Genomic DNA, 14595 nt, shown 5'->3' on the forward strand with positions numbered 1-14595 from the left:
TATTGTCATCTACTTGTTGTTTTTCCATTGGTAGCGAGGCCCAAAAATATACAATTTAAAATATTTGATTATCTTTACATATTACAATCATTGAATAGCATTAAGAGTATGACTTTAAAAGAAAAAGTGGAGCAAGCATTAGATACCTTGAGACCATATTTGGAGACTGATGGCGGAAATGTGAGTGTTGAAGAGATTACAGCGGATAATGTCGTGCGTTTAAAACTATTGGGAGCTTGTGCTTCATGTTCAATGAGCATTATGACCTTTAAAGCTGGTTTGGAGCAGGCGATTAAGAAAGCTGTTCCTGAAATTACAGCAGTGGAGGCTATTAATTTGACGGATCCCGATTCCCCAGAAGCAACTTTACCCCCTGTTAATTAGTTGTTCTATTAACACAATTTAACGGCTAGTTCGGCTACTTTTGTTTAAATTTGTTCTATGAAGTTGCTGGTTTCTATATTATTTGCTGTATTCCTGTTTTTTTATACCTCTGCTTTACATGCTCAGGAAAGGAAGATTATTCAGTATTCCGGTATCGTAACAACGGTTGGGTCTGGATTTCCTGTCGGTTATGCGACTGCCACAAATTTATCTTTTCGGAATGAAGCATTTGCGGCAAATAACGAGGGCTATTTTTCTTTTGTAGCGCATGTTGGAGACACCATTCGTTTTACTTCCGTCGGTTTTGATCCTTTAATTGTCACTATTCCAGAAGTTCCTGGAGATAAATATACCGCAAATATCATTATGCAAAACCTGGTTACGGAACTCCCGATGGTAACACCCTATCCATGGGCAAGCATCGAAGAGTTTAACATTGCATTTATGAATCTGGACGTTTCTGAAGATAACATCGTAAGAGTAAGGAGGTCCCTATCTTATGAGTCTTTGGCAGCTATGGCTGCTGTGATGCCACGTGATGGAAATGAAATGCGTTCAATTAACAATGCGCAGAGCTTTAATACGATGAATAATAAAGTCATCAACCAACGTTACGCTAATCCATTGTTAAACCCTTTTGCATGGGGCAGTTTAATCCAACAGATTACAAAAGGTAGTCAGAGCAGAAAAAGCTCCAGTTATTAATCAGTCGCCTTTAATTTATTTAATTCTCTGACACTTAATTTTGCTGAGAAATAGGAAACTAAACCAGAGATACTGGTTACCGTTACAAACACCAAAATGTAGTCACTCCAACTACTTACCATAGGATAGCTATCAATAATTGTATTAGCTCCATCTTCTACACGGATAATTCCATAGGCCGACTGGATATAATTGAATATGCCACCTATTAGTAGGCCTAATACACACCCAATAATGCCGATCATAAGGCCTTCATAAAAGAAAATACGTTGAATTAGATCATTTCCGCCACCTAGTCCTTTGAGGATTGTCATATCCTTTTGTTTGTCTAGCACAAGCATGGTTAAAGAGCCGACAATATTAAAGATCGCAATCACACTTATCAAGGTAAGTATAAAAAAGACTACCCAGCGTTCGACACGTACATTTTTATATAAAGTAGGATTTTGTTTTTCTCTATTCTTTACGATATAATCTGGTCCAATTTTCTTCTGTAAGGCTTGCCCAAATGAATTAATATCTACACCATCTTTTAGATAAAATTCAATCGATGAAACGCGATCATATTCTCCAAGAACTTCTTTCGCAAATGAAATCGGTGTAATAATCAAATTATCAAAATCTTGTTGATAGCGTAATACCCCTCCTGGAGAAATGGATCGGATATTGAACTCCTCAGCTGGATTTGAAGAATTTTTTACTCCTTTTCTTGGGGAATACACTTGAATTTGTTCCGTGGAGTTCTGCATGGGAATTGCCAGATTTGCCTGGACGCTGGCTCCTAAAATGGCAAGGTTAGTAGAATCATGGCTAACTTCGTATTGGCCATCTACGATAATACTGTCTCCGGTCTTTCTACTTAACGATTCGGGTTCGATGCCTTTTATATTTGCAATAAATTGTCTATTTGCATATTGTAGCAAGACCTTTTCTTGTAACACTTCGGTGTAATGAATCACGTTGGTATCTCTTCGTAACTCGGTGAAGACATTCTGTTTGCTGTCAAAAAGTTTTCCTTTTTGGGGCTCAATCTTCAACTCAGGGGCAAACTTACTGTACATAGAAAGGATCAACTGTTCCATACCATTGAAAGAAGACAGCAAAATAATCAGTGCTGCACTACTTACCATTACGCCGATAACACTAATAGATGAGATGATGTTAATGGCGTTTACTGATTTCTTAGAAAACAGATATCTTTTAGCAAATAGAAATGGCAGATTCATGGCTCCTATCCTCGGATAAATGGATTAGAATTCTTTTCAAAGCCAATCGTTGTGGATGGCCCATGCCCAGGATAGACGATCGTGTCGTCGGGTAAGGTATAAAGTTTTGTTTTTATGCTATCTAAAAGCTGCTGGTGATTTCCACCAGGAAGATCGGTACGGCCAATGCTATTGCGAAATAGGACATCTCCCCCGATCAAGAATTTTTGATCAGCTGAATAAAAGCAGATATGTGCTGGAGAATGTCCAGGTGCAAGAATGACTTTTAGCTCATCATTATCCAAATAAACGGTATCATCGTCATTTAGAAATGTTTCTCCAATTGGTGAAATGTCGTATCGGATGCCCATTTGGGGAGCGTAATTCTGAACCGCTACTAAAATCGGTACTTCACCTTCGTGGAACTGTGGGAGCAAGCCAAATTTTTCATGGACAAAACTATTCCCTAAAACATGGTCAATATGGCAATGTGTATTTAATAGGAGTGTCGGCTTGAGGTTATTGTTTGCCATGAAAGCTAATAGTTCTTGCTGATCTTGCTCGCCATACATCCCTGGATCAATGATAATAGCATTTCCTGACTCGTTATAGAGCAGGTAAGTATTTTCCTGATATGGATTGAACGTGAATGTTTTTATCGTAAGCATAGTGGTAAAATTACAGTTTTTATTGATTTCTAACTATTGAAAAGTCAACTATTCCAGATTTCCCAATTCTTTTCCGCCTGTAGAACCAGCATTTCATATCCGTTTTTGGTTCTGGCGCCTTTTTCTTTGCTTTTACGTAAAAAAGCTGTTTCCTCTGGGTTGTAAATCAAATCATAACAAAGGTGCCGCTCATTTAAATACTCGTAGGGAATGTTCGGAGATTCAGCTGTATTGGGAAATGTGCCCACTGGAGAACAGTTGATAATCACTGTATAGTCTGCTAGGATAGAAGCATTAAGTTCATCATAAGTGAACTGGCCTGTCTGTTTGGTTCTGCTTACTAAAGTATGTGTTATTCCAAGTTGATTCAGGGCATAAATGACAGCCTTTGCAGCACCCCCATTACCTAAAATCAAAGCCTTTTTATCCACCAAGGGATTTAGTAGCGGCTTTAGCGATGCCTCAAAACCATAGGCATCAGTATTGTAGCCTTTTAGGTGTGTTGCGCCATCTGAGGTATGACTGATTCGAATACAGTTTACAGCTTGTATTGTCCGAGCTTCTTCCGAGAGCTCGTCCAAGTAATCCATAACCGCTATTTTGTAAGGAATAGTTACATTGACTCCATAGAAATCTTTATTGGAAGCAATAGTTGTAAAATCGGCTATTTGAGCAAGTGGATATAAATCGTAATCCACATCGATAATATGTTCTTGATGAAATTTTTCTAAATAATATTTTTTTGAAAAGGAATGCCCTAATGGGTATCCTATTAAGCCTAATTTTTTCATTTGAATTGCGAAAAGTGCATTGTGGGAACAGGAATATATCTTCAATTTAATAGCCGGTCGTTGCCACGCAATGACCGGATAGTGTGCCTATGCTGTGTTAATCTTTCGGCTTTGTATATTTTTTTACAATTTCAGTAATGATCTGATTTCCTTGTAGCTGCGGAAGGTAATCAAAAAGAATATGATGCTTATCGGGATCAGTCGCTAAGCCAAGCTCTAAAAAGTTAAGCGCTTCATTGTATTGTCCATTGGCAAACAGATAAGCAACCACACGATAGTACAGTTCTGCTGCATTTGGATTTTGTGTGATGGCATCGGATATTACATTAATAGCTTCTTCAATTTTACTTTGTTCAAATAGAATTGAGGAATAATCGAGCCACGCATCTATATCTGTTGGGTTTAAAGCGACGACCTTTTTATAGGCTTCTTCTGCAAGATCTATTTGTTGTAGTTTGTATCGGGCATCAGCAATCGCAAACCAGTAATCGGGGTTTGTATCCTCCAGTTCCAATGCTTTTTTATAAAAATGAAGTGATTCAAAATAGCGTTCTTCGAAATCTAAGGTCACCCCAATACCGAACCAGGCATCAGCAAGCTCCGCATCCAATTTTACTGCCTTTTTGTAATAATTGCGGGCTTCTTCCATCTGCTCAAGTTTTTCATAACATTCGCCTATCGCACAATAAGTATCAGCACTTGGTTGTTCATACTCAAATGTTTGTTTGTAAACATCCAATGCTTCTTGATAGCGGTCTAAATTGACAAGAGCGTTACCCTTATTGAAATAAGCTGAAGAAAAATCTTCCTTAATTAAGATAGCATAGTCGTATGCGTCTAAAGCTTCCTCAAACCGGCTGATTTTATGGTAAGAGTTTCCCAAATTGTACCAAGCATAGTAGGAGTATGGGTCTGAATCAATGTACTTTTTATAAAAGGAGATGCTTTCCTCTTGTCTATCCAATACATCATAACAGTAGGCCAATTCATAGAGTGCTTCCTGGTAATCCATGTTAAGCTTAAGTGCTTTCTTGAGATAAATTATTGCTTTGTCATAATTCATCTGCGCTTGAAAGATCATGGCGATATGGAAATAGACCTCATCTTTATTATCTAATAGCGGAAGTGCTTTGAAGAGCTGTTCCAAGGCATTATCAAACTGGCCGATGCTGCCTAATATGCCGCCACGGATCAAGAAAATGTCACCTTCAGACGCTTCTAATAATTCCGCTTTATCAAGCGCCGTGAGTGCATTCTGATATTGTTGAATCGATGAAAACAGCTGTGCCTGTTTCAACAGAAATGTAATATCAAAAGGGTGTTGGCTGATCGCAAATTCGGTAACCTGTAGAGCCTTAACAGGGTCATTTTTTTCAGCGTAGTAATCAATAATTCCTTCAAAAGCTTTGGAGTCAAAAAAATACTGATCCTCGTTTCGAAGCATTTCCTCATATCTGTCTACCGAGATTTTTCTTTCCTCGGGGTTTTCAAATTCAAAATCCTCTTCCATTCTCAAAAGTTTAAAACCAGTATTCTGTTCCTTAATTCAAAATACTAATTTCTTATCTAATTTGTTCGAACTAATTTTCCACAAATTGGATATCCTCTACAAAGTTAAGGATAAATACGGGTAAAATAAAAAAGCCGGCTTTAAAGCCGGCTCTTATTATAATGTATAAGTTATATACGATTATTTTTTGATCTCAACACGACGGTTTTGAACACGACCTTCTTCAGTAGCATTAGAAGCAACTGGGTTTTTCTCTCCGTAACCTTTAGCAGTGATGCTTGATGAAGAAACACCAGCGTTTACTAAATATTGTTTTACAGAGTTAGCACGGTCTTTAGATAAAGTTAAGTTATAAGCTTCAGAACCTTCAGCAGATGCATAACCATCTAATTGTACAGCAGAGTTGTTATCACGTAACTCTTTAGCCAATTTGTCTAATGTAGAGTAAGATGAAGTTTTCAATACTGAGCTATCAAATTCAAATTGAATTGGAGCGTAGTAACCGTTAGATGTAACGTTGTTAACAACTGGCTCTGGGAATTTGATTGGACATCCTGAACCATCTACTGGAGTACCAGCTGGAGTACCAGGACATTTGTCAAATTTATCAGAAACACCGTCACCATCAGCATCAGCGCTTAATGTGTTAACAGTACCTTCTAAAGTGCTTACACGTTGTTTCAATGCTTCAACTTCGTTTCTCAATGAAGGATCTTTCAACTCATCGTACAATGTAGCAACTGGGTTAGCAAAAGTCAAGTTTTGTTTGTCTTTCGAACCTAAAGTGAATTCTAAACCAGCCATAACTGTAGAGAATTTACCTTTGTAAGAAGATTGACGAGCTGGACCGTAGATTTGATCATCAGCAAAGTTCATTGTATAACCTAAGTTCAATGCTACTACTTCAGATAATTTGAATTTAGCACCAACACCTACAGGAACGAAAGCTGTCAATTTGTTGTCGCGGTCACCTTTTTTCTCGCGATCACCAACGATATCCTCTCCCCATTTACCTTTGTTATCATAAACAACTTTTCCGTTGAAGTCATTTCCATCGTATTGAACAGGGTTGTAAGCCATAGCTCCCAAACCTACTTTAGCATAGAAATTAACTGCATTTTCTCTTCTCAAGAAATCGATTGTACCCAATTGGAATACACCGTTTAAGCTAGCAGCCCAGTTTACGTCAGTTTTTACTGAGCGAGCGCCTAATGCGTTTTCTGCAGCAGGACCAGAAAGATCATGGTTGTAAGTTTTGATCTTACCACGGTTTGCTTCAACTTCTAAACCAAATAAGTGAGAGAATTGCTTACGTACTGTCAAACCATAGTACTCACCTACTTTATTTTGGAAGTAACCTACTTTTTGACCAAAAGCGTTACCACCACCGATTACGTTGTTCGGTGTAGTAATACCACCTTGCACTCCGATAGACCAAGTTCTGTATTGTGATCTACCACCGAATACTTGTTGAGCTTGTGCTGTACCAGCGAAACCTAAAGCGGCAACTAATGTAGCAGCAACAGCTGTTTTTTTAATTGTAGAATAGTTCATACTCTTGTTTTTAAGGTTATTATTAATTTTAATTGTTTTCAAATTTAATTATTGTATTAACACATGGAACAGTACAATTGCCGTGCCAAAGTCTTAAAATTATGTTAAAATTTTGTTTTTGCTATATTTTGTACTAAATTAAGTATTTAATGTGAAACAACAAAACAAAAATCCGCTACGAAAGTACCAAATTTTTGTTTTGTTTCAATAGGTTTAAGAAAAAAATTAAGGTTTTTTTTTCTAAAGCAAATAATGTACGATCAATAACGACAATCCACCCAATACCGCTGAAACTGGAATTGTCAATATCCAAGCCCATAATAAGCTGATTGTGACCCCCCAACGTACTGCCGAAACACGTTTGACGACCCCTACACCGATGATTGCACCGGTAATGGTGTGCGTTGTTGAAGCTGGGATCCCAAAATGTTCGGTGATACCTAATGTTACAGCTCCTGCGGATTCAGCACAAACACCCTCCAAAGGAGTTACTTTTGTGATTTTGGTTCCCATTGTTTTTACAATTTTCCATCCGCCACTCATTGTTCCAGCGGCTATTGCTGCGTAACAAGTCAATGGAATCCACTCTGGCATGTGTTCAGTCGTTGGGACATAACCACCGGCTACCATGGCTACAAGGATAATTCCCATTACTTTCTGTGCATCATTACCTCCATGCGCAAAGCTCAAGGCTGCTGATGAAACAAGTTGCAATACCTTGAACCATTTTTCGGCAACACTTGGACGGGAGTTTTTTGCTAGGTTGATTACAATCAATGTGATGATAACCGATATCGTCATACCTATAATAGGCGCAAGTACGATAAAAGCAATAATCTTTAAGGTCGCATCGATATTGATTGCATGAATCGGATCTGCGCCCAGAATAAAAGCGTAAGCCATACCTGATCCGGCAAAACCACCAATAAGTGTATGGGACGAACTTGATGGTACACCATAATACCATGTAAATAAGTTCCAGCCAATCGCTGCAAGTAACCCCGCAAAAATAACTTCCAAGGTAATGTATTCTTCCAATACCGTTTTTGCAATAGTATTGGCTACTTTATGATCGGTAAAGTAGAAGTAAGCTGCAAAGTTGAATATTGCAGCCCATAAAACCGCCATTGCTGGCGTTAAGACTTTTGTTGATACAACTGTCGCAATAGAGTTGGCTGCATCATGGAATCCATTGATGTAGTCAAAAGCAATTGCAAGGACAATCACAACAACGAGTAATGTTGACATCATAATCTCGTAGAATTTTTGTGCACTTAAATCGAATGATTATGCGTTTTTAACTAGAATGCTTTCTAATACGTTAGCAACATCCTCACATTTATCGGTTGCATCTTCCATTGCAGACAACACTTCTTTGTGTTTAATTAATGAAATTGCATCTTTTTCAAATTCAAAAAGGTCAGCTACAGCTTTATCGAAGATATAATCGGCTTTGTTTTCTACACTATTGATGCGAACACATGAATCCGTGATATTGCGAATATTTTTCAAGTCTCTAAGCTCATGAATAGCTTTTGATACATGTTCGGTAGCCTCAACCAATAAGTCCGCAATTTCAATCATGGGTTCGGTAGCCTTTTCAACCTTGTAAAGGTCCATTCTATTGGCGGCGCCGTGTATAAAATCTGCGACATCGTCCAATGAGCTTGCCAAAGAGTGTATATCTTCGCGGTCAAAAGGAGTGATAAAGTTCTTTCCCAGCTCCAAATGAATTTGATGCGTAATGTTGTCGCCTCTATGTTCCAAATCTTCCACTTTGCGTGTTAATTCCTTTTTCTTTTCAGGGTTGCTTGAGTTAACAATATCTTTTAACAACTTTGACATCTCGATCAAGTTGTTGCCGGCTTGTTCAAACAAAGGGAAGAATTTTTTATCCTTTGGAACGAAGTATTGAAAAATGCTATTTAAAGACATATCTTAAATTTATTTTTGCAAAAATAATACCTTAATGTTAAGTTAATGTTAACATTGATTTTGTTTAAACACAAAAGTGTCATCAATTGTTTAATTTCCCGCCTGCACTTTTTGTAAAGTAAAGCCAAATGTTGTCCCAATGCCTTCTGTACTACGGACATTGACGTTTTGCTGATGTGCTTCGACAATATGTTTTACGATAGCCAACCCTAATCCTGATCCTCCGATATCGCGTGATCGACTCTTATCAGTTCGGAAAAAGCGCTCGAATACACGGCTGAGATTTTTTTCCTCGATGCCATAACCATCGTCTGTAATCTCGATAAGAACCTGTTCAAACAGCGGAAAAATCTTGATTTTCGTTGTTCCGCTCTCTTTTCCATATTTCAGGGAATTGTCAATCAAATTGTATAATACCTGGTGGATTTTATTGCGGTCTGCTTTAACCCAATGTGGTGTGCCCGCTTTTGGCTTGAATTCTATTTTGATATTGTGCTGTTTAGCTTTGTCCTCAAGAGAGTAGGTCGTGTCTTTAATAAGATCAACGATATCGAATTTCTCTATATTCAGGACCATTTTTCCAGATTCCAGTTTGGATATCTCATCAAGATCCTGAATCAGGTAATTTAGCCGGTCCAGATTCCGGGCAGCCTTATCTAAGAAATTCTTGGCCATTTCCATATCTTCTTCCATAAGGCCATCTTGCAGGGTTTCAATGTAACCTTGGGTGGCAAATAGCGGCGTTTTGAATTCATGAGAAATGTTGGATAAAAATTCTCTGCGGAATTTTTCCTGAGATTTTAATTGCTCTATTTCATTTTTTTTATCTTTTGCCCAGGCTTTGACTTCGTTTTCGGCATCTGTTATAGGGTCTTCACTGACATGTTCTCCGATAGCGTCTTTCAAATCCTTGCCAAGTTTAAGATTATGGATGAGTTTATACATCGTATTGAGTCTACGGTATATATATTTTTCAAATAGATAGTTGAATAGGAGAAAGCTTGTTACCACAGCAACAAAGAAAATGATTAGCGCTGTTTGCAGGTCATGTTTGTAATAAAAGCTGATCGTGGATATTGCAATGCCGACCGCTGCGGAGTTTGCCAGTAATAATTGTCTAAAATTCATTTGTTGAATAAAAAAGGCCCCTGATTTGGAGCCTAAGTTACTTATAATGATATTAATAAATTGTTAAAATTTTCCGATAATCGTTTTCGCTCCGGTAACCTTGTCGCCAATGTTAACATTGATTTCGGTTCCTAAAGGAAGAAATAAATCTACGCGAGAACCGAATTTGATAAAACCAAACTCGTTACCTTGTATGACTTCATCTTTTTCTTTCACATACCATACAATACGGCGGGCTAAGGCTCCTGCAATCTGGCGGAAAAGAACCTCTCTTCCTGCTTTATCTTTGACAACGACTGTGGTGCGTTCGTTATCTGTGGATGATTTGGGATGCCAGGCCACTAAAAATTTCCCGGGATGATATTTAAAGAAAGTGACCAAACCACTGATTGGATTTCTGTTGACGTGTACGTTAACCGGGGACATAAAAATCGACACCTGGATACGTTTATCGTGGAAATACTCATTTTCTTCGGTTTCTTCGATAACCACAACTTTACCGTCAGCCGGGCAAAGGATTACGCCATCTTGAGCGGTAACCACTTTTTTAGGGCTTCTAAAAAACTGAACAACTGTAATGAATAAGAATGCTGATAACGCATAAATAAACCATTTGGCATATTGCGGAGCATCATAATAATCCGCAACGGCGTTGATAATGAAGATAAAAAGTACAGCGATTGCTAATGTGGTGTATCCTTCTTTATGAAATTTCATATCTATTTATTTCTGCAAAGATAGTTATTTACTCGAATTGTCTATTTGTCTTTCGATTTTAATTGAATGGGCATAGATTTTTCCATCATTTCCCTGGGCAAAACCTCCAGACACTTTAATGAGGTCATCCTGTGGCTGATTCCCTTTGTATGTAGGGAAATAGAAGTCGATGCTTTTTGCGATCCGGCTCAAAATACCATCGAAAGATTCGTTGCCGGAATCCGAAACGAGCTTGAGAGTTTTTAGATTCGCCATTCCGGTTTTCTTTACTTCCACGAGATAAGAGAAGTTGACTTGTTTGTTCACGTCGAGACCAGCTTTATTGAGGTTATCGTTGAAACGTTTTGCTAGGAAGGCATAAAAATTGGAATAATCATCGAAGCTACAGGACTTGCTATTAAACAATTCTGCACGAACAAAATAATCGTACGGTAAAATGCTCAATGATATGAAATCCTCATTATTTAAATCTCCGTCCTCATCGTAAGTGGTCGTAAGCGTGCCATTTGTAAAACGTTGTGTCATGGCGTAAACCGGTTGCTGGCCGACATTGTAAAAATAAGTATTCCAGTTTCCCTGTGGCCTACCATTTTTTACTTTTCCTTTGCGTAGATAGAAATCAAAGCCGAATTCGGTAAAGCCTTCAAAAGGAATGGAGAAGTCATAATTACCTTCACCATCTATTACCTCTTGCTTACCTCTGTTGTCCCAGTAATCTTTGATGAAATAACCGTTTTCACTGTAGGTAATTGTTAGTAGTGGTTTGCCGTCCGGATAGTAATATTTCCAATCGCCAATAGGGAAATTATTTTGAAAATTTACTTCCCATTTTAATACACCATTTGGATGGTAGGCTTGGAATACCCCTTCTTTCTTACCGTCTTTGTAAGCGCCAACGAGTATTCTGCTCCCATTGGGAGCAAAGTCGCGAAACTCTCCATCAAAGACCTGTTTGCTAAAGTCAAACCTGCTAACACGCTCAATTGTTTTAAACTCACAGTCTTTTGAAACCAGATAATAATATTTGTCAAAATAAAAGCGAATCATTCCCTGATCTAGTTTTTCGTAGAATACAGGTTTATCTTCCTGTGCATAAAGATTTGTAAAACCACACACAGAAATAAATAATAATAAATGGACGAGTTTTCTAATCATAGTATTAATGCGCTTCAAGCCAATTTCTGCCTTCTCCAATTTCGATCACCAAAGGAACAGTTGTTTTTATTGCATTTGTCATTTTGTCCTGAATGATTTCCTTAAAGGCTTCAACCTCCTGTTTAGGAACATCAAAAACCAATTCATCATGAACCTGCATAATCATTTTTCCAGCAAAACCTTGTTGCTCAATTTCCTTTTGGATGGCGATCATGGCAAGTTTAATTAAATCTGCTGCTGACCCTTGGATCGGAGCATTTATGGCATTTCGTTCTGCAAAGCCACGAACCGTCATATTTGCCGAATTTATATCTCTAAGATAACGTCTCCGTTTTAGAATTGTTTCAACATAGCCATTCTCTTTTGCAAATTCTACAGCATCACTCATGTATTTTTTTATTCCTGTATATTGGTTAAAATACTCATTGATAATATCAGAGGCTTCTTTACGTGATATGCCGAGATTTTGAGAAAGACCAAATGCCGATTGGCCATAAATAATTCCGAAGTTAACAGCCTTCGCATTGCGGCGTTGTTCGGAAGTAACAGCATCAAAATCCACATTATATACTTTCGCCGCTGTTGCCCGATGGATATCATGGCCTTGACTAAATGCTTCCATCATATTTTGATCTCTACTTAGCTCGGCAATCAGGCGCAGTTCAATCTGTGAATAATCGGCTGATAGGATCACATTCTCTTCAGATCGTGGAATAAAAGCTTTTCTGACTTCTCTGCCTCTTTCGGTACGTATCGGGATATTTTGTAAATTCGGGTTGGTCGAACTGAGGCGGCCAGTTGCAGCAACAGCCTGATTATAAGATGTATGAATTAAGCCTGTTTCGGGATTTATTAATTCTGGCAGCGCATCAACATAGGTTGATTTGAGTTTTTGCATTTGCCTAAAGTTTAAGATATCTTGGACGATGTCTGATTTATGAGCGAGCGCCAATAATACATCTTCACCAGTTTTGTACTGTCCCGTTTTGGTTTTTTTCGCTTTAGGATCCAGCTGGAGTTTGTCAAATAAAACTTCTCCCAGTTGTTTTGGTGAGGCGATATTGAAGTTTACACCTGCTTTTTCAAAGATAGAGGCTTCGAGATTTTTTATATCCTGTTCCAATGTTTTTGAAAATTCACCAAGTGCAGGAACATCTATTTTTACACCGTTTCGCTCAATTTCTGCAAGTATATAAACTAAGGGGAATTCCACCTCCTGAGCGAGCAACATGGTGTTGGTCTCAACAAGAAGAGGTTGAAATATATTTTTTAGTTGTAGGGTAATGTCGGCATCTTCAGCAGCATATTCTTTTATTTTGTCGATTTCGACGTCGCGCATATTACCTTGCTTTTTTCCCTTTTCACCGATAAGTTCGGTGATGGATACGGGACTATAATTCAGGTAATTTTCTGCAAGTACATCCATGCCGTGGCGGGTATCTGGATCAATCAGATAATGTGCAAGCATGGTGTCAAAAAGGCTACCTTGTACCTTTACACCATAGCGTGCTAATAACAAAATATCATATTTGATGTTTTGTCCTATTTTCTCAATGTTTGGGTTTTCTAAAGCTGTCTTGAAAATATCGACTATAGCCTGAGCACGCTCACGGTCTGCAGGTGTTGGGACATAATATGCTTTTGCGTTTTCAAAAGAAAATGATAATCCCACAATGTCGGCAAGGTTTGCATCCAAGCCTGTTGTTTCTGTATCGAAGCAGAAACTATTTAAGGAAGCTAGCTTTTGGGCAAGCTCCGTCTGTTTTTCTGTTGTGTCGGCTAGGATATAATCGTGTGCTGTATTGTGGATGTTGTTGATTGCCGCATTTTCGACGCTAATTTCAGTAACAATTTCGGTCGTGGTGATTGTCGTTGTTGTTGAAAATAGATCCATTTGTCCAGTGGTGGGAATGCTCTTGTCAAGAACAGAGAAATCTTCCCCAAAAACACGTTTTCCAAGCGTTCTAAATTCGAGCTCTGCAAAAAGGGGTTCTAGAAGGTCCTTATTAGGCTCTTCGAGTTCAAGCGATTTTTCATCCAAGTCAATTGGTACGTCCAATAAAATAGTCGCCAGTTTTTTAGAGATAAGTCCTTGTTCGGCGAAATTTTCTACGTTTTCGCGCATTTTTCCTTTTAGCTGATCAGCATTGGCGATAATACCTTCGACAGATCCATATTCCTGAACGAGTTTTTTTGCGGTTTTTTCACCGATACCGGGGATGCCGGGGATGTTATCGACAGCATCGCCCCAAAGCCCTAATATATCAATCACTTGACAAACATCGGAAACTTCCCATTTTTCGAGAATTTCTTTCACCCCCTGCACTTCAGCTCCATTGCCCATACGCGCGGGTTTATAGATAAAAATGTTTTCAGACACAAGTTGTCCAAAATCTTTATCCGGCGTCATGCAGTAAACTGTAAAGTTTTGTTTTTCAGCTTTCTTAGCCAGTGTTCCGATAATATCATCGGCTTCATAACCATCCATGGTAATGATGGGAATATTGAATCCTTCGATTAAACGATTGATATAAGGAATGGAGGCAGAAAGATCCTCCGGCATTTGCTCGCGATGCGCTTTATAAGCTTCAAATTCAATATGTCGAGCGGTAGGAGCTGCTGTGTCGAACACTACTGCTATGTGAGAAGGTTGTTGATTTTTCAATACGTCCAAAAGCGTATTGGTAAACCCCATGATTGCTCCTGTATTTAACCCTGTTGAGGTAATTCGGGGAGTTTTGCTCAACGCAAAATAAGCTCTATATATAAGAGCCATTCCATCTAGAAGAAATAGTTTTTTCACAAAATTGAATTTTAGTCTCTATTACAAAGGTAAGAAATTC

General features: G+C 38.4%; 13 protein-coding genes. 2 read left to right on the top strand and 11 right to left on the bottom strand.

Features of this window, described 5'->3' with window-relative positions; all coding sequences use genetic code 11:
- Positions 1-108: 108 nt before the first annotated feature.
- Together OK025_RS08220 and OK025_RS08225 are read left to right on the top strand one after the other, a co-directional pair.
- Entirely contained in the window at positions 109-384 is a 276-nt protein-coding gene (locus OK025_RS08220; protein WP_075990344.1) for a NifU family protein, read from the top strand.
- Positions 385-441: 57 nt separating this feature from the next.
- On the top strand, positions 442-1089 hold the full coding sequence (locus tag OK025_RS08225; RefSeq protein ID WP_317669060.1) for a hypothetical protein: 648 nt from the start codon (positions 442-444) through the stop codon (positions 1087-1089).
- Here OK025_RS08225 and OK025_RS08230 read toward each other — a convergent pair.
- The 11 genes from OK025_RS08230 to polA all read right to left on the bottom strand — a co-directional run bounded on the left by OK025_RS08230 (position 1086) and on the right by polA (position 14555).
- The gene (locus OK025_RS08230; RefSeq protein ID WP_317669061.1) at positions 1086-2315 is read right to left on the bottom strand and encodes an FtsX-like permease family protein; all 1230 of its coding nucleotides are present in this window, start codon (positions 2313-2315) and stop codon (positions 1086-1088) included. The genes OK025_RS08225 and OK025_RS08230 overlap by 4 nt on opposite strands.
- A gap of 5 nt (positions 2316-2320) precedes the next feature.
- On the bottom strand, positions 2321-2962 hold the full coding sequence (locus OK025_RS08235) for an MBL fold metallo-hydrolase (protein ID WP_317669062.1): 642 nt from the start codon (positions 2960-2962) through the stop codon (positions 2321-2323).
- 44 nt (positions 2963-3006) lie between these two features.
- On the bottom strand, positions 3007-3753 hold the full coding sequence (gene aroE, locus OK025_RS08240) for a shikimate dehydrogenase (RefSeq protein WP_317669063.1): 747 nt from the start codon (positions 3751-3753) through the stop codon (positions 3007-3009).
- 97 nt (positions 3754-3850) lie between these two features.
- Complete coding sequence (locus OK025_RS08245) at positions 3851-5263, bottom strand: tetratricopeptide repeat protein (protein WP_317669064.1); 1413 nt, start codon at positions 5261-5263, stop codon at positions 3851-3853.
- A gap of 180 nt (positions 5264-5443) precedes the next feature.
- On the bottom strand, positions 5444-6817 hold the full coding sequence (locus tag OK025_RS08250) for an OmpA family protein (RefSeq protein WP_317669764.1): 1374 nt from the start codon (positions 6815-6817) through the stop codon (positions 5444-5446).
- A 240-nt stretch (positions 6818-7057) separates the two neighbouring features.
- Positions 7058-8068, bottom strand: a complete 1011-nt coding sequence (locus OK025_RS08255; RefSeq protein WP_317669065.1) for an inorganic phosphate transporter — start codon at positions 8066-8068, stop codon at positions 7058-7060.
- A gap of 36 nt (positions 8069-8104) precedes the next feature.
- On the bottom strand, positions 8105-8752 hold the full coding sequence (locus tag OK025_RS08260; RefSeq protein ID WP_046671637.1) for a DUF47 domain-containing protein: 648 nt from the start codon (positions 8750-8752) through the stop codon (positions 8105-8107).
- A 90-nt stretch (positions 8753-8842) separates the two neighbouring features.
- On the bottom strand, positions 8843-9880 hold the full coding sequence (locus OK025_RS08265) for a sensor histidine kinase (RefSeq protein WP_317669066.1): 1038 nt from the start codon (positions 9878-9880) through the stop codon (positions 8843-8845).
- 63 nt (positions 9881-9943) lie between these two features.
- On the bottom strand, positions 9944-10597 hold the full coding sequence (locus OK025_RS08270; RefSeq protein WP_317669067.1) for a phosphatidylserine decarboxylase family protein: 654 nt from the start codon (positions 10595-10597) through the stop codon (positions 9944-9946).
- Positions 10598-10621: 24 nt separating this feature from the next.
- Complete coding sequence (locus OK025_RS08275; RefSeq protein ID WP_317669068.1) at positions 10622-11752, bottom strand: hypothetical protein; 1131 nt, start codon at positions 11750-11752, stop codon at positions 10622-10624.
- 4 nt (positions 11753-11756) lie between these two features.
- Positions 11757-14555, bottom strand: coding sequence for a DNA polymerase I (polA, locus tag OK025_RS08280; protein WP_317669069.1), 2799 nt, complete (start codon positions 14553-14555; stop codon positions 11757-11759).
- Positions 14556-14595: the final 40 nt, after the last annotated feature.

The organism is Sphingobacterium sp. UGAL515B_05, assembly GCF_033097525.1.
GTDB lineage: Bacteria > Bacteroidota > Bacteroidia > Sphingobacteriales > Sphingobacteriaceae > Sphingobacterium.